Source organism: Dactylococcopsis salina PCC 8305 (assembly GCF_000317615.1).
GTDB classification, from domain to species: Bacteria; Cyanobacteriota; Cyanobacteriia; order Cyanobacteriales; family Rubidibacteraceae; genus Halothece; species Halothece salina.
This window is the reverse complement of sequence record NC_019780.1, coordinates 3,751,338-3,766,182: the sequence shown is the minus strand read 5'-3', so window position 1 is coordinate 3,766,182 and position 14,845 is coordinate 3,751,338. Positions and strand designations below refer to the sequence as shown.

The window sequence follows — 14,845 nt, the reverse complement described above, 5'->3', positions numbered from 1 at the left end:
TTACAATACCTCCGGCGCTAGAGAGACAATTTTGGTAAAGTTTTTGTCGCGCAGTTCTCGCGCTACGGGACCAAAAACCCGTGTTCCTCTGGGGTTATTGTCAGCGTTGATTAACACCGCTGCGTTATCGTCGAAACGAATGGTCATGCCACTATCCCGACGTTCGGGGTAACGAGTCCGAACAATAACGGCACGGATCACGTCTGATTTTTTCACCTGCATATTGGGCAGTGCGTCTTTCACCACGCCAATAATCACATCGCCGATGCGTCCGTAGGCACAATTTCCCGCACGCATCACACGCAAACATTGAATTTTACGAGCGCCGCTGTTATCAGCGACATTGAGAATCGTCTCTTGTTGGATCATTGTTCTTCTGGTTCTGAGGTTAGAGGTTGAGGTGGTGCTTGACCGCTTGCGGATTCGATAATCGCTGCGATTGTCCAGCGTTTGGTTTTGGAAAGGGGACGGGTTTCTCGGATGCGAACGCGATCGCCCTCTTGACAGTCGTTGTTTTCGTCGTGGACTTTGTAGCGTTTGGTGGTGACAACGGTTTTGCCATATTTCCGACTGGGAGAGCGGTTTTCCACTGCTACCACAACGGTTTTCTGCATTTTGTTACTGACTACAACACCCATGCGTTCTTTAGTTGTCATTGTTGCTCGATTCCTCCACTGTTTCTAATGAGGTAGTTTTTGTTTTCGCCAGTTCTCGTTCCCGTTCTACGGTTAATAAGTGGGCGATGCGACGGCGCAGATGCTTAAATTCATGGGGTTTTGCTTGCTCTTCCTGTCTAGTTCCTTGTTTAAATCGCAGGTTAAACAGTTCTCGTTTCGCATCAACGATCGCCTGCGCCAGGTCTTCGTCATTGAGAGCGCGAGCTTCGTCAATTTTGGGTAATGGCATTTTTCCTCCTCCTTTAATTATTGTTATTCCTCACGGATCAAAAATTTGGTTTTAATGGGGAGTTTTTGCGCTCCGAGTCGCATGGCTTCTTGAGCGACTTCTTGGCTGACACCACCAATTTCAAACATGATGCGTCCTGGTTTCACGACAGCGACCCAATATTCAGGGTTTCCTTTCCCTGATCCCATTCGGGTTTCGGCAGCGCGCATGGTGATGGGTTTATCAGGAAAAATCCGAATCCAGATTTTCCCACCCCGACGGAGGTAACGGTTCATGGCTCGACGGGCGGCTTCAATTTGTCTGGAGTTAATCCAAGAGGGTTCGATCGCTTGCAGGGCAAATTCACCAAAGTTAATGGTATTGCCGCGATGGGATAGCCCTCTCATTCTCCCTCTGTGTTGTTTCCGAAATTTTGTTCGCTTGGGACTCAGCATGATTGGTTATTTGTTATTTGTTACTTGTTATTTGTTAGTTGTTACCCAATAACTAATGACTTAATTCTCCTCGGAACGGTCTTCAAATTTTTGACGACGGGGTTGGCGACGGGGGACAACATTAAGATCGGCTTGTTGTTGCTCTTCGTCTTCGGGGAGAATTTCGCCCTTAAATATCCACACTTTTACGCCTAAAATGCCGTAAATGGTGGCTGCAGTACAGTAGGCATAATCAATGTCAGCGCGAAGGGTATGCAGGGGAACTCGTCCTTCTCTTGTCCATTCGGTACGAGCAATTTCTGCCCCGTTCAGTCGTCCACTAATTTGGATTTTAATGCCTTTCACTTCTGCTCGTTGCGCTCGTTGCATAGCCTGGCGCACAACGCGACGGAAAGACACCCGACGTTCAAGTTGTTGGGTGATATATTCCCCGATTAAAACCGCATCAGCATCGACTTGGGAGACTTCACTCACGTTAATGCTGATTTGACGGTTGCCGCCGAGAAGCTCTTGTAAGCCGACTCGTAAGGATTCAATCCCACTACCACCGCGACCAACGACAACGCCAGGGCGTGCGGTGTGGATTTGCAGGGTGATTTGGTCGGCTTTCCGTTCAATGCGAGTGGCGGAAATGCCAGCGTTATTGAGGGTTTTTTGGACGTATTGACGGATTTTGTAGTCTTCTTGCAGGAGTTCGGGGTAGCGTCTGGAGTCTGCGTACCAGCAAGATTGGTGTTCTTTGGTGATGCCGAGTCTCAGCCCGGTTGGATGAATTTTTTGTCCCATAGTGATTTAGTTTTCCTCGGTGTTTGGTGCGACGGCGATCATGATGTGACAGGTGGGTTTGCGAATTTGATAGGCTCGTCCTTGAGCGCGAGGGCGAAACCGTCTCAAGGAGGGACCCCCGTCGGCGGTGGCTTTACTAATCACTAGGCTGGCGCGATCGAGTCCTTGATTATGTTCGGCGTTGGCGGCTGCCGATCGCAGCACTTTCAGAACGGGATCACAAGCACGATAGGGCATAAATTCGAGCATGATCAGGGCTTCTCGGTAGGAACAGCCGCGAATCTGGTCTAACACCCGTCGCACTTTATGGGGAGACATCCGAATATAGCGAGCGATCGCTTTCGTTTCAACAGTGGTATCTACTGGCATAAGTTTCTATCTCCGCGCTTTTTTATCGCTTTTAGCGTGTCCTTTAAAGGTACGGGTGGGAGCAAATTCTCCCAGTTTGTGTCCGACCATTTGGTCGCTGACAAAGACGGGAACGTGCTGTTTGCCGTTATACACCGCGATCGTGTGTCCGACCATTTGCGGGATAATGGTGGAAGCCCGTTTCCACGTTTTAATGACTTCTTTTTTATCCGCTGCGTTGAGTTTTTCAATTTTTTTCAAAAGTTTATCGTCAACGTAGGGACCTTTTTTTAAGGAACGACTCATGTTTTTTCCCTCTTGATGTGTTGAAAATGGTTAAGAACGACGGCGCACAATAAACTTGTCGCTGGGTTTGTTTTTCTTGCGAGTTTTCGCCCCCAAAGTCGGTTTTCCCCAAGGAGTAACGGGAGACGGACGACCAATGGGCGCTCGTCCTTCACCACCGCCATGAGGGTGATCCACTGGATTCATTACGCTTCCTCGAACTTTGGGTCTGCGTCCCAAGTGGCGCGATCGACCAGCTTTCCCTAACGTCAAGTTACGGTGTTCGGCGTTTCCGACGCGACCGATGGTAGCTAAACACTCTTCTCGCACCATCCGCACTTCACGGGAAGGAAGTTTGAGACTGACATAGCCTTTCTCTCTTGCGACCACTTGCGCGGCGGTTCCAGCAGCTCTCACGATTTGACCGCCTTTTCCCGCGACCATTTCGATGTTGTGAACTTCTGTTCCTAAAGGAATCCGACTTAAAGGCATCGCATTTCCCGTTTCAAAGGGAGCATCATTACCAGAAATGATGGTGTCTCCCACGTTCAATCCTTCTGGGTGAAGGATATAGCGTTTCTCTCCGTCTTGGTACTGTACCAGCGCGATGCGGGCGTTCCGATTGGGATCGTATTCAATGGTTGCCACTTCTGCTGGTACATTGTGCTTATTACGGCGAAAATCAATTAGACGATAACGACGTTTATGACCACCACCGCGACGACGACTGGTAATAACGCCGCGATTATTCCGTCCTTTTTTACGATGTTTGTATTTGGTAAGAGATTTTTCTGGTTTCGAGCGGGTAATCTCTGCAAAGTCGGAAACGGTGGCTTGTCGTCTCCCTGGGGTATAAGGGCGATAGGAACGGATACTCATATTTTTTTCCTTGCGCTATGACAACAGACAATAGTTTAAACTTCTGGGAATAGGGTAATTTCATCGTCTTCGGCTAACGTGACGATCGCCCGCTTATATTGAGCTTTTTTCCCCATATATTTCCCCATGCGGCGTTTTTTCGGAGGCAGATTCTGCACGTTAATCTTGGTCACTGTCACCTCAAATAACGTTTCGATCGCCTTTTTAATGTCAGGTTTAGTGGCTTTTTTTGCCACATCAAACACATATTTGTTCTGCTCTAAGAGAACGATCGCTTTTTCCGTAATCACGGGTTTGCGGACTAAATCAATTAAGTCACGCTCAGTTTTTTCAATCACCATAAACCTCCTGAATTTTTTCGATCGCGCTGGGGGTGGTGACAATCTTGTGCGCCAAGAGAACATCATAAACATTCAAGCTGTCGGCTCGAATTAACTTCACATTGGGCAAATTTCGTGCTGAGAGAGCGACATTATCCGCAAACTCATCTAAGATCATCAACACCTTAACGCCAGGTTCAATCCCCCAACGAGTCAGCGCTTGTGCCAAATCTTTCGTTTTCGGTTGGGGAAGTTGTTCCGCGAAGGGTTCAACCACAAATAAATCTTCCCCTCGACTTGCCAAAGCCGTTCTCAACGCCAACCGCCGTTCTTTGCGGTTCATTTTAATATTGAAATCACGGGGTTTCGGTCCAAAAATGACACCACCACCGCGCCATAACGGGGAACGACTCGAACCCGCGCGAGCGCGTCCTGTTCCTTTTTGTCGCCAAGGTTTGCGTCCGCCACCGCGCACTTCTGACCGCGTTTTCGTGGAAGCACTACCTTGACGCGCATTGGTAGTGTGCCGAACCACTGCCCGATGGACAATATGTTCTGCGTTTTCAGGTTTGGCGACTTTTAGTTCTAGGGTGGCTTCCCCCACCGCTTCTCCTTGCCAATTTTTTACGACACAGTTAACCATAGTTCGTTTGTTTCCAGTTTTCCTTTCACTTAGGCTTTCCCGACGATATTACTGGGAGTAATGCTTAATAATCCTCCCGATTTCCCAGGAATTGACCCCTTAACCAAGATCACGTTTTTCTCACTATCGACTCGCACCACTTTTAATTTGCGGGTGGTGACGGTTTTTCCGCCCATGCGTCCCGACATTCGTTTTCCTGGATAAACTCGCCCTGGAGTTGTTCCAGGTCCGATCGACCCTGGAAGACGATGGTTTTTCGAGCCGTGAGTCATGGGACCCCGTGCGAAGCCGTGACGCTTATGATTACTGGCAAAACCGCGACCCGTACTCGTTCCCCTAACATCTACTAATTCCACTTCACTAAATAGTTCCGCGTTTAAAGATTGTCCCAGTTCATACTCGCTGGTATCTTGCACCCGATACTCTTTTAAGTGACTGAGGTTAGGCGCGTCTGCTTTTTTCAAATGTCCTAATTCGGGTTTCGTGAGCAGTTTTTCTTTTGTATTGCGATAACCCAGTTGAACGGCGCTATAACCATCCGTACTGGGGGTTTTGATTTGGGTGACGGTACAGGGACCGACTTCAATCACTGTTACGGGAATTGCAGTTCCTTGTTCTTGGTCAAAAATTTGAGTCATTCCCAGTTTTCGACCCATTAAACCGACAGACACAGATGATCCCCCTTAAAAATAAACAACAATATAAGATTTACCATGACAAGATGCGACCCAAAGACGGCTCTACCCCATACAATTGAGGTTTGGAGCGACTAGCGTCCTCAAGAATAACGATTTCATCTAGGTTTTCCCTTCTGGTTTCGACTGCAATTGTTTTCGCACTACACCCACTGTTCGTGTTGTTGATTGAGTCTGAGAAGGGCGATTAGTTAGAATCTGAGCTTCTACAGTCGCTTGGGTTTCGTCAAGACTTGAAGAAAGCTGATAAGGGTTTCTCCAGTTTCCGTGACGAGGCGACTCGATCTCGGTGTTATTTTGGGTTCATTCGGTTTTCAGCAGTTCGTGCTTTGAGCGTTACACTGCTTTTTCCGATTTTTGAGTCACAATCAATAACTATATCAAATCTAAAGGATTTATGCAAGATGCAATGAGAACTGATTTTATCCCCTAAGATTGTGTCAAAATATGGCTTGAGGATTTTATAAAAATTAAAGTAACCGATGCCACTATTAACAACTGGTAACAAGTTTATTCGTGATCTGGAAACATCTGGGGCGCTGGCGGTTTATGCGCCGTCCGAAGGAGGCTTTGAAGGGCGTTATCAGCGTCGTTTACGCACGAAGGGATATGTCACCCTGCATCTGACGGCGAAAGGGTTGGGAGACCCCGCTTCCTACTTAAAAAGGGTGCATGGCGTTCGTCCCGCTCATCTGGGAAAGAAAAATATTGGTCAAAGTGCGGCGGTGGGAGATGTTTATTTTCTGCCTCCGATCGTGGATTCTCAATTAGATATCTTACCTGAGAATAAAAAAGGGTTAGTCTTATGGCTGATTGAAGGGTTTGTTCTCTCCCGCCAAGAATTGGATTATTTGGCGAAGTTTCACGAAATTGAACCGAAAGTGAGAGTGGTTGTGGAATTAGGGGGCGATCGCGCTTTCCGTTGGGAGAAATTATCATCATTGTTAGCCGCTGCTTAAAAGTAGAGACAGGAAGGTGAAGTCGTGGAAGAAAATGCTTTAATTCGGAATCGAGATTACACATTACTCATCGACAAAAGTCAGAGTATGTCCACTCAAGATCAGCCAGGGGGGAAATCTCGCTGGGAAGTGGCGCAAGAATCGACTTACGCTTTAGCGAAACAGTGCGAAGAATATGATCCCGATGGGATTACGGTTTATCTCTTTTCTAGTCGCTTTAGACGTTACGATAATGTAACATCAGGTAAGGTTTCTCAGGTGTATGCGGAAAATGATCCGATGGGAAAAACGGATTTGCTGGCTGCGTTAGAAGATGCGATCGAAAACTATTTTCAACGCAAAGCGGCTGGTGAAACCAAACCCAACGGAGAAACGATTTTAGTGATTACGGATGGAGAACCTGAAGATCGTAAAGGAGTGATGCGTTTTATTATAGAAACCTCCCGAAAGCTCGATCGCGATGATGAGTTAGGCATTTCTCTGATTCAAGTGGGGGAGGATGCGAAGGTTACTGAGTATTTAAAAGCCTTAGATGATCAATTATTAGACGCGGGAGCAAAGTTTGATATTGTTGACACGATTACGATGACGGAAATGGGAAATAGTAGCCTCCCAGATGTGTTGCTGAAAGCAATTACTGATTAATTCAAGAACTCCCGTTAACCCTTCGGGTATAACGGGAGATTGACTCTACCAACGGAGTCCTAAAGACTTGGTGCGATTCGTTTCTGGTGAAATCGCGCTTAGTTCCCTCGAACTCTAAGGTATAAGCCAGAGCTTGGTTAAACCCTATGGGTATAAAACCTTGACAATTTGATTTTCATGTTGGTGAGAGCCTGTGGAGCAACAGCTAAGAAATAGGTAGGGTCTAACCCGTTAATTCAAGCCCATCCCTCTCAGGGTGTGAGAGGACAGCGTAACCCTCATCTACAGAGTTGACCACTTGAGGATGAAGCAGGGTTAAATGGGGTCACTGCTGGAAGCCTAAACTGGTAAATCCCTAGCAAGAGGCTATGTCTAGTCAACAAACCTATGCTTGAACCTTCGTAATTAGGAACTTGCGTAAAGGCTGTCGCAAGGGTCGAAATAAGACCAGAGTAAAATGATATAAGTATCAAGTAGCTTATATCACACCTATAGATTTACTCGGAGGATAGTAGGGGGCTAAAGTCTCAATGAATGGAAATCAGAAACGAAATAACCTTCGTTCATACTCTTGGGGAAGGTCGATTTCTCAAGTAGTCTGTCGGGATGCAATCTCTGGCTCATTTGTCAGGTAGGACGAGGGCAGGATTGGCTAAGAAGCAAAAGCCTTCTTTAACAAGGAGGATAAGCAGACGTAGCCACTTTAGATTACGAAGATAATAAGTGAAGTAGGGTAAAGTTATGAACTCAATGAAGTATAAATGTGATGCTCGGACAAAGACCTTTTTAATGCTCTGGTTAGGCTTTGGGTTTAATCTCATGGCAGAGACGGAGTGGAGTCAGATTGACTGGAAGGAGGTTGAAATACGGGTGTTTAAGCTCCAAAAACGGATTTATCGAGCTTCTCTAAGTGGTGACGTGGCTAAAGTTCACAAACTCCAAAGATTATTGTTGAGGTCTTGGTGCGCTAAACTCTTAGCTGTACGGCGCATTTCGCAGGATAACCAGGGTAAGAATACCGCAGGGATAGATGGTGTAAAAAGCCTAAGTCCTAAACAACGATTGAGCCTTGCTGAAAACCTGACCCTTACAGGGAAGGGTAAATCCTTAAGACGGGTCTGGATTCCGAAACCAGGTCGCAAAGATAAACGTGGCTTGGGTATTCCAGTAATGGAAGACCGTGCGAGGCAGGCACTTCTCAAATTGGCTATAGAGCCAGAATGGGAAGCAAAATTTGAGCCGAATTCGTACGGATTTAGACCAGGACGCTCTTGCCATGATGCGAGAGAAGCAATATATGGGACTATTAAACAAAAATCCAAATGGGTTTTAGATGCAGATATCTCTAAATGCTTTGACCGTATTGACCACGAGGTTCTCTTACAAAAACTTAATACAGCCCCGACTATGGCTCGACAAATTCGAGCTTGGTTGAAATCGGGGGTCTTGGATAGAGGTGATTGGATGCCAACAAATGAGGGAACACCACAAGGGGGGGTGATAAGTCCTCTATTGGCAAACATCGCCCTGCATGGACTGGAGGAGTACATAAAACAATGGGCTGAAACCTGGAAAGGAAGAGGAGGAAAGTCGGTAAACCGTCGGAGTATCTCCATCGTAAGGTATGCAGATGATTTTGTTGTTCTCCACAAGGATAAATCCATCATCCAACAAGCAAAAATGCTGATTGAACAATGGTTACAAGACTTAGGCTTAGAATTAAGCGAGAGCAAGACGAGAATTTGCCACACCTTGCATGATACGGATGAAACGAAAGCAGGGTTCGATTTTCTAGGATGGAACGTCCGACAATATAAGGTCGGGAAGAAACATTCTGGAGAGAATGGTAGTGGTCATCTTCTCGGATTCAAGACAATAATCAAACCTAGTGACAAAAGTGTCAAAACACACTATGAAAAGATTGTGGAAGTGTTGGACTCAATGAGAGGTAAATCCCAAGAGGTAATCATTGAGAAGCTAAATCCGATTATTATAGGATGGTGCAACTATCACAAAACAGTCTGCTCAAAAGAGACATTCAAACACATAGACCATTTAGTTTATAACAAATTACGTCGCTGGATTAAACGCCGTCATCCTAACAAAACCCTCAAATGGTGTGAAGAGAGATACTTTCATTTGACTAAGGAGAAAGATTTAACTAAAGAGGATAGAAAAGACAAATGGGTCTTCTCAACTCCTTCTGATGTACCAAATTCTCCTGTTGCGGGTACGCACGAATTGTGGAAACACGCATGGACACCAGTTGAAAGACATATAAAAATCGAGGGTACAAGGTCTCCTTACGATGGAGATTGGCGGTATTGGAGTAAACGTCGGGGAGAATACCCTGGTGTATCTAAACGGGTTGCTACACTGATGAAGCGTCAGAAAGGCAGATGCACTCGTTGTGGGCTTTACATCAAGGATGAAGATGTAGTGGAGGTTGACCACATCGTCCCTAAAGCTGAAGGGGGCAAAGACCATTACAAGAATTTACAATTACTTCATCGTCATTGTCACCATCAGAAAACTGCTGAAGACCGACAACGACAAATGAATAACAAAGGGCAAAAGAAAGCCCAAAAGAAAACAAAGAAAGGTCGTAAATCGGAAACTACGCAGGGAAGTTCTGTTAGTACAGCGTAGTTTGAAGAGGAGCGGTATGAAGCGAAAGTTTCACGTACCGTTCTGAAGCCGAGTCAGGAGGGCGACCTTCTGGCTTAGGTAACAATAGCCCATTGAGCCTAACTCTGGCACGGACGTACAAATTCTTCTCCAGTTTGTACCTCTCTAAAACCTGTTGGAGGGTTGCCTTAAGAAGGGACATCTTGAGTTAGGTGGGCGAGGAGACTTAAAACTTCCAGAGCGTAAGGATTATATCCATGTATCGTGTACCAGTTATCAGTAAAGAAGGAAGACCACTAATGCCGACTAAAACAAGTCGTGCTAGACGTTGGCTCAAAGAAGGAAAAGCGGTGATTTACAAAAACGACTTACATTCCTTCGCTATCCAGTTAACTGTTGACTCTGGAGAAGAAATCCAACCCATAGCGGTGGGAGTTGACCCAGGGAAACATTACTCAGGAATAGGAGTTCAGTCTTCCCAAGCCACTTTGTTTACTGCTCATTTAGAGTTGCCCTTTCAACGGGTTAAAGACCGCATGGAAACCAGAGCCATGATGCGCCGTGGAAGAAGAGGACGGCGGATTAACCGTAAACTCCCTTTTGACCAACGCGCTCATCGTCAGAAACGGTTTGATAACCGCCGAGGTCATAAACTCCCTCCCAGTATCAAGGCAAACCGACAGCTTGAATATCGTGTGGTCAAAGAGTTATCCCAACTTTTTCCCATTTCCTCAATCATCTACGAAATCTTGAAAGCGAAAGGGGATAAGGGGTTCTCTCCTGTTATGGTAGGACAAAAGGTAATGACGGAACAGTGGCTGCCGAGCATTGCTCCCGTCACCACTAAATTCGGGTGGGAAACAGCAAGACGACGAGATTCTCTAGGCTTGGAAAAAGACCGAGAGAAATCAAATCAGAATCCTGCCACTCACGCCGTTGATGGCGTGGCTTTAGCTTCCCACGATTTCTTAAAGTACAAATACTTAAAAGGAGACAAAGGATGGTTTGAGGGAAGTGTTGAGATAACTAATGCTCCTTTTTCTGTCATCAAGAGACCTCCAGTTAGTCGCCGTCAGCTTCACTTAATGCTTCCAGCTAAAGGTGGGGTAAGACGGAAGTACGGAGGAACAGTAACCAGACACGGTTTCCGTAAGGGAGATTATGTCGAGACAGAAAGGAAAGGAGTTAAGTTCAGAGGTTGGGTAGGGGGTGATACAAAAACTCAAGTATCGGTTTCCGATTTTGATTGGAAAAGATTGGGACAATTTTCAGCCAAAAAGACTCAACTTTTGAAACGAAACACTAACTTAATCGTAAACACACAAACAGGAGGACGTGCTTTCCTCTCCCAATAAATCAGAACTTCGACCGCGCTCAGTTACCGATTATATTGGGAGTCTCCAGCACGAAGAATAGATGAGTTGCTCCCCAACCCCCCAATTCTGGGGGGCTTTGATGAATGGTAGGTTGAGTGAAACCCAACATCGATCGGTCAGTGGGAGTTGCCCCCCAACCCCCCAATTCTGGGGGGCTTTGATGAATGGTAGGTTGAGTGAAACCCAACATCGATCGGTCAGTAGTAGGTTGGGTGAAACCCAACATCGATCACTGTATGGATTGAGTTCTAGTTTAGGTTTGCTGAATTAAACTGAAACCCTGACCCGATCGAGTATTTACTTATGATTGGTGTTGGGTTTCGCGCTAGCTTCACAAGAGCCTACATGGTTGTCCTTTGTCCTTCGTTCTTTGTCCTTCGTGATTAGTAAGAGATCAGTTTTCCCAATGACTAATATACAGACGTTCCTGTTACTGAGCGGCTCGAGTGAGCCTCGCCGAACTCTTGTCGAAGTATGGAAGGTCTCTACCTAATGACTAATGACTAATGACTAATGACCAATGACTAATGACTAATGACTAATGACTAATTTATCGATCGGGCGAACCTGATATAATTCCTTAAAATCGAACAATCAACACCGTAGGTTCGGTGAAACCCAACATCCATCACTGTCGAGAGCGAGTTACCATTATTGGTCTTCTATTCTTCTTAATTGCGAATTGTGAATTGTCTAATTACTATCAGTTCCCTGCTTTTGTGTGGCCTCCTTTCCCCAACCCGTTTTCAAGGGACAGTTTTATTGGGATTGGGACCGCATTGGTTGTTAATTTGGGTGGTGGCTTGGAGTATTAAACGACCGCCTTGGCAAGGGATAATCGGAGGGATGGCAGCGGGATTAATTCAAGATGGGATGAGCCTATCAAGTCCCTCTCATGTGTTTAGTTTAGCTTTAGTGGGATTTTTAACAGGACGGATTGATAAGGAAAAGTATATTCAAGAAGACTTCATCTCGATCGCGCTGATTGTCTTTGTGATGGCAGTGATTGCAGAAACCTTTACCGCCCTTCAATATACGATTTTAGACTTTTCTCGCTTGACGACAATTTGGACTCAACATCAAACGATCGCGATCGTCTCGGCGTTGCTGAGTAGTTTATGGGCGCCAGTGGTTTACTATCCCTTAAACTACTTTTGGGACAAACTGGACAAAGATTAACTCAGGTAAGTTTTTGTAAGCGAAAGAAGATCGTTTTCAATGTAATCGGGTTGAAATTGTTGGAGATAATTACTGCTACGAATGCCACAGGTGAGGGCGATCGCGCTGATTCCTGTGGCTTGGGCGGCGAGAATGTCGGCTTCCGTATCGCCAACCATACAAGCGCGATCGTCCCCATGTTCCGCGATCGCTTTTTTCAACAGGGCGGTTTTGCATTCGACATTATTACGATAGGCGATCGTTTCATCGGTTGTTCCATAAACGCCACTAAACAACCGTAACAAGCCATAATTATTTAAAAGCTGGGTCACTTGTTCCTGACAGCGTAACGTCACCACAACCAAACGCACCCCTTGGCAATGGAGAAGCGCCAACGCCCAATTCACTCCCTGATGAAACTTATCCTTTCTTAGCAAGAAAGATTCATTGACAATTGCCCTCACTTGTTGAACAAAATAAGGAATATGTTGCAATTGTAAGCCTGAACGTAAAGCAATTTCTTGATCACAAACTCGCTCTTGTTTCATCTGCCAAAATTGCTCTTTTGTCAGCACGTTAGGCGTTAAAAACGAGCCATCTTCCTGATAATGCTCATAAGTTTGATTAAGGGCAATTTGATAAGTATTGTAGTAACGATCGGAAACATCAACTAATGGTCCATCAAAATCACAAAATACAGTTAACACTTCAGTTCGCCCACTGGGCTGAGAAAAAGATTCCATTTTCGGGAGAGTTTCTAAAATCATGGTTAATCACTTATTTCAGGAAAGACGTTTTTGTCAGGCAACTTTCACTCTAACAATTTTCAGATAAGTCTTCTAGTATTTTGGGCTACTTTTTAATTAGAAAAACTTATATTAACAACTAGAATTGCAAACTCTACTCCTAACAATTTACCCAATGGACAACCCAATCATCTCCCCTGTTATCGGTACACCGTTCGATCGAGCCATGATGAAACGCTGTTTAAGCCTAGCGAGTAACGGAATGGGCAAAACCTCACCGAACCCCCTGGTTGGCGCGGTGGTCGTTCAAAACGGGAAAATCGTGGGAGAAGGCTATCATCCTGGGGTGGGTGAACCCCATGCGGAAGTATTCGCCTTACGTCAAGCTGGCGAACAAGCCAGAGACGCAACCCTTTACGTTAACTTAGAACCCTGTAACCATTATGGACGCACACCGCCCTGTTCGGAAGCCGTCATTAACGCTGGCCTCAAAAAAGTAGTGATGGGAATGGCTGATCCCAACGCCACCGCTTCTGGGGGAAAACAACGTTTAGAACATGCAGGAATTTCTGTCATTGTCGGAGTGGAAGAAAAAGCCTGTCGTGAATTAAACGCGGGTTTTATCCAACGGATAGTTAAGCAACGTCCTTTTGGCATTTTCAAGTATGCCATGACTTTAGACGGGAAAATTGCCACTACTACTGGACATAGCGCATGGGTAACAGACACACCAGCACGGAAACGAGTTTACCAAGAACGTTCCCAATGTGATGCGGTGATTGTTGGGGGAAATACAGTGCGTCAGGATAATCCTTATTTAACCACTCATGGCGTAACCGAACATAATCCCCTGCGAATTGTAATGACTCGAAATTTAGAGTTATCTCCCAGCGCTCATATTTTTGAAACGGAACAAGTGAAAACGTTAGTTTTAACAGAAACCGAAAACTTAGAAGTCCAAAAACAACTGGAAAAACAAGGCGTAGAAGTTCTCCAGTTATCTCCTTTAACGCCATCAGAGGTAATGAAATATTTGTATGAGCGAGGAATGGCGAGAGTTTTATGGGAATGCGGCGGCACTCTAGGGGCGAAAGCAATTAAAGAAGGAGCAGTGCAGCAAATTCTTGCTTTTATTGCGCCTAAAATTATTGGTGGGGTTAATGCTCCTTCTCCTGTGGGAAATTTAGATTTAAAACAGATGACGGAGGCTTTAAAGTTAGAGGAACTGACTTGGGAAAAGCTGGGAGATGATTATTTATTGAAAGGTAATATTTCGATCGATTAGTCGTAGGTTGGGTAGAGACGTTCCATGGAACGTCTCTACGCGAAACCCAACTTCATCCAAATTGGCTATTAGTTTTCATTAACTTTCACCAAATGAGGGTTGAGAGCTATGAGTAACTGGTAACTGCTTAACTGGTCACTGGTTGGTGTTGGGTTTCGTTACCTCCACCCAACCTACGTTTTATAGTGCTACAAAATCAGGTTAGGACATTCAAAAATGTTGAAACTCACCTATAACTCACTTTTGCCTCTTGCCTTTTGCCTCTTGCCTAGCGCGTAGCGCTATAGATTGTATTTTAGGTCTTTTTTCTGCAAACCACTGTTTTAATTGCTGACGACAAGCCTGATTTAAAACGCCACCAATAACTGTCAGATGATGATTAGATGCGGCGCTATCAGGAAGATTTAAAACACTTCGCACCGCACCAGTTTTCGGATCGTCTGCACCATAAACCAATGTTCCTAAACGAGCCTGAATAATTGCCCCACTACACATGGGACAAGGTTCAAGGGTCACATAAAGCCTCAGATCATTAAGATGCCAATTCCCCCGTCGTTGGGCTGCTTGATTAATGGCGATCATTTCTGCATGAGCGGTGGGAAGACGATCGCGCTCTTTACGGTTATTTCCTTCCCCCACGATCGCCCCGTGATCATCAACAATTACCGCACCAACGGGGATTTCCCCTGCTTCTCCTGCTTCTGTGGCAAGTTGGAGGGCGTACTCCATCCAACGACAATGTTCTTGATAAA

The 14,845-nt window shown here is 45.6% G+C and carries 19 protein-coding genes; 6 read left to right on the top strand and 13 right to left on the bottom strand.

The window, feature by feature from the left end:
* The 11 genes from rplN to rplC are packed head-to-tail and all read right to left on the bottom strand — an operon-like array spanning position 1 to position 5,272.
* On the bottom strand, positions 1–369 hold the full coding sequence (gene rplN, locus DACSA_RS17990) for a 50S ribosomal protein L14 (RefSeq protein ID WP_015231113.1): 369 nt from the start codon (positions 367–369) through the stop codon (positions 1–3).
* Positions 366–656: a 30S ribosomal protein S17 gene (gene rpsQ, locus DACSA_RS17985; RefSeq protein ID WP_015231112.1), complete on the bottom strand. Its 291-nt coding sequence runs from the start codon at positions 654–656 to the stop codon at positions 366–368. Before rpsQ ends, rplN begins: the two co-directional genes overlap by 4 nt.
* Positions 646–906 (bottom strand): 50S ribosomal protein L29, encoded by a 261-nt coding sequence (rpmC, locus tag DACSA_RS17980; protein WP_015231111.1) that lies wholly within the window; start codon positions 904–906, stop codon positions 646–648. The genes rpsQ and rpmC overlap by 11 nt, the downstream gene beginning before the upstream one ends.
* 23 nt (positions 907–929) lie before the next feature.
* Positions 930–1,340 (bottom strand): 50S ribosomal protein L16, encoded by a 411-nt coding sequence (gene rplP / locus DACSA_RS17975; RefSeq protein ID WP_015231110.1) that lies wholly within the window; start codon positions 1,338–1,340, stop codon positions 930–932.
* 60 nt (positions 1,341–1,400) lie between these two features.
* Complete coding sequence (rpsC, locus tag DACSA_RS17970; protein ID WP_015231109.1) at positions 1,401–2,126, bottom strand: 30S ribosomal protein S3; 726 nt, start codon at positions 2,124–2,126, stop codon at positions 1,401–1,403.
* Positions 2,127–2,132: 6 nt separating this feature from the next.
* Positions 2,133–2,495, bottom strand: coding sequence for a 50S ribosomal protein L22 (gene rplV / locus DACSA_RS17965; RefSeq protein ID WP_015231108.1), 363 nt, complete (start codon positions 2,493–2,495; stop codon positions 2,133–2,135).
* A 6-nt stretch (positions 2,496–2,501) separates the two neighbouring features.
* Positions 2,502–2,780 (bottom strand): 30S ribosomal protein S19, encoded by a 279-nt coding sequence (gene rpsS / locus DACSA_RS17960; protein ID WP_015231107.1) that lies wholly within the window; start codon positions 2,778–2,780, stop codon positions 2,502–2,504.
* Positions 2,781–2,810: 30 nt separating this feature from the next.
* Entirely contained in the window at positions 2,811–3,638 is an 828-nt protein-coding gene (gene rplB, locus DACSA_RS17955; protein ID WP_015231106.1) for a 50S ribosomal protein L2, read from the bottom strand.
* A 35-nt stretch (positions 3,639–3,673) separates the two neighbouring features.
* A complete protein-coding gene (locus DACSA_RS17950) occupies positions 3,674–3,979 on the bottom strand; it encodes a 50S ribosomal protein L23 (protein WP_015231105.1) in 306 nt (101 codons plus the stop codon).
* Positions 3,969–4,601, bottom strand: coding sequence for a 50S ribosomal protein L4 (gene rplD / locus DACSA_RS17945; protein ID WP_015231104.1), 633 nt, complete (start codon positions 4,599–4,601; stop codon positions 3,969–3,971). The genes DACSA_RS17950 and rplD overlap by 11 nt, the downstream gene beginning before the upstream one ends.
* A 29-nt stretch (positions 4,602–4,630) precedes the next feature.
* Positions 4,631–5,272 carry a 50S ribosomal protein L3 gene (gene rplC / locus DACSA_RS17940; RefSeq protein ID WP_041235583.1) on the bottom strand — a complete coding sequence of 214 codons (642 nt, stop codon included), beginning with the start codon at positions 5,270–5,272 and terminating at the stop codon, positions 4,631–4,633.
* A gap of 506 nt (positions 5,273–5,778) precedes the next feature.
* Here rplC and ndhN point away from each other — a divergent pair.
* The 5 genes from ndhN (at position 5,779) to mreD (ending at position 12,083) form a co-directional block, all read left to right on the top strand.
* On the top strand, positions 5,779–6,255 hold the full coding sequence (gene ndhN, locus DACSA_RS17935) for an NAD(P)H-quinone oxidoreductase subunit N (RefSeq protein WP_015231102.1): 477 nt from the start codon (positions 5,779–5,781) through the stop codon (positions 6,253–6,255).
* Between the two features lie 24 nt (positions 6,256–6,279).
* Complete coding sequence (locus DACSA_RS17930; RefSeq protein WP_015231101.1) at positions 6,280–6,900, top strand: vWA domain-containing protein; 621 nt, start codon at positions 6,280–6,282, stop codon at positions 6,898–6,900.
* A 741-nt stretch (positions 6,901–7,641) separates the two neighbouring features.
* Positions 7,642–9,549, top strand: coding sequence for a group II intron reverse transcriptase/maturase (ltrA, locus tag DACSA_RS17925; protein WP_015231100.1), 1,908 nt, complete (start codon positions 7,642–7,644; stop codon positions 9,547–9,549).
* A 236-nt stretch (positions 9,550–9,785) separates the two neighbouring features.
* The gene (locus DACSA_RS17920) at positions 9,786–10,883 is read left to right on the top strand and encodes an RRXRR domain-containing protein (protein ID WP_015231099.1); all 1,098 of its coding nucleotides are present in this window, start codon (positions 9,786–9,788) and stop codon (positions 10,881–10,883) included.
* Positions 10,884–11,588: 705 nt separating this feature from the next.
* Positions 11,589–12,083, top strand: a complete 495-nt coding sequence (gene mreD / locus DACSA_RS17910) for a rod shape-determining protein MreD (RefSeq protein ID WP_015231097.1) — start codon at positions 11,589–11,591, stop codon at positions 12,081–12,083.
* Here the strand turns inward: mreD and DACSA_RS17905 are convergent.
* On the bottom strand, positions 12,080–12,829 hold the full coding sequence (locus DACSA_RS17905; protein WP_015231096.1) for an HAD family hydrolase: 750 nt from the start codon (positions 12,827–12,829) through the stop codon (positions 12,080–12,082). The genes mreD and DACSA_RS17905 overlap by 4 nt on opposite strands.
* Before the next feature lie 154 nt (positions 12,830–12,983).
* Here DACSA_RS17905 and ribD point away from each other — a divergent pair, with 154 nt between their 5' ends.
* Entirely contained in the window at positions 12,984–14,093 is a 1,110-nt protein-coding gene (gene ribD / locus DACSA_RS17900; protein WP_015231095.1) for a bifunctional diaminohydroxyphosphoribosylaminopyrimidine deaminase/5-amino-6-(5-phosphoribosylamino)uracil reductase RibD, read from the top strand.
* A 237-nt stretch (positions 14,094–14,330) separates the two neighbouring features.
* On the opposite strand, the gene DACSA_RS17895 is transcribed toward ribD, so the two are convergent.
* On the bottom strand, positions 14,331–14,822 hold the full coding sequence (locus DACSA_RS17895) for a nucleoside deaminase (protein WP_015231094.1): 492 nt from the start codon (positions 14,820–14,822) through the stop codon (positions 14,331–14,333).
* Positions 14,823–14,845 lie beyond the last annotated feature (23 nt).

Coding starts and splice junctions, on each gene's coding strand:
- rplN (WP_015231113.1), bottom strand. CDS start 369: ATGATCCAACAAGAGACGATTCTCAATGTCGCTGATAACAGCGGCGCT.
- rpsQ (WP_015231112.1), bottom strand. CDS start 656: ATGACAACTAAAGAACGCATGGGTGTTGTAGTCAGTAACAAAATGCAG.
- rpmC (WP_015231111.1), bottom strand. CDS start 906: ATGCCATTACCCAAAATTGACGAAGCTCGCGCTCTCAATGACGAAGAC.
- rplP (WP_015231110.1), bottom strand. CDS start 1,340: ATGCTGAGTCCCAAGCGAACAAAATTTCGGAAACAACACAGAGGGAGA.
- rpsC (WP_015231109.1), bottom strand. CDS start 2,126: ATGGGACAAAAAATTCATCCAACCGGGCTGAGACTCGGCATCACCAAA.
- rplV (WP_015231108.1), bottom strand. CDS start 2,495: ATGCCAGTAGATACCACTGTTGAAACGAAAGCGATCGCTCGCTATATT.
- rpsS (WP_015231107.1), bottom strand. CDS start 2,780: ATGAGTCGTTCCTTAAAAAAAGGTCCCTACGTTGACGATAAACTTTTG.
- rplB (WP_015231106.1), bottom strand. CDS start 3,638: ATGAGTATCCGTTCCTATCGCCCTTATACCCCAGGGAGACGACAAGCC.
- DACSA_RS17950 (WP_015231105.1), bottom strand. CDS start 3,979: ATGGTGATTGAAAAAACTGAGCGTGACTTAATTGATTTAGTCCGCAAA.
- rplD (WP_015231104.1), bottom strand. CDS start 4,601: ATGGTTAACTGTGTCGTAAAAAATTGGCAAGGAGAAGCGGTGGGGGAA.
- ndhN (WP_015231102.1), top strand. CDS start 5,779: ATGCCACTATTAACAACTGGTAACAAGTTTATTCGTGATCTGGAAACA.
- ltrA (WP_015231100.1), top strand. CDS start 7,642: ATGAACTCAATGAAGTATAAATGTGATGCTCGGACAAAGACCTTTTTA.
- DACSA_RS17920 (WP_015231099.1), top strand. CDS start 9,786: ATGTATCGTGTACCAGTTATCAGTAAAGAAGGAAGACCACTAATGCCG.
- DACSA_RS17905 (WP_015231096.1), bottom strand. CDS start 12,829: ATGATTTTAGAAACTCTCCCGAAAATGGAATCTTTTTCTCAGCCCAGT.
- ribD (WP_015231095.1), top strand. CDS start 12,984: ATGGACAACCCAATCATCTCCCCTGTTATCGGTACACCGTTCGATCGA.
- DACSA_RS17895 (WP_015231094.1), bottom strand. CDS start 14,822: ATGGAGTACGCCCTCCAACTTGCCACAGAAGCAGGAGAAGCAGGGGAA.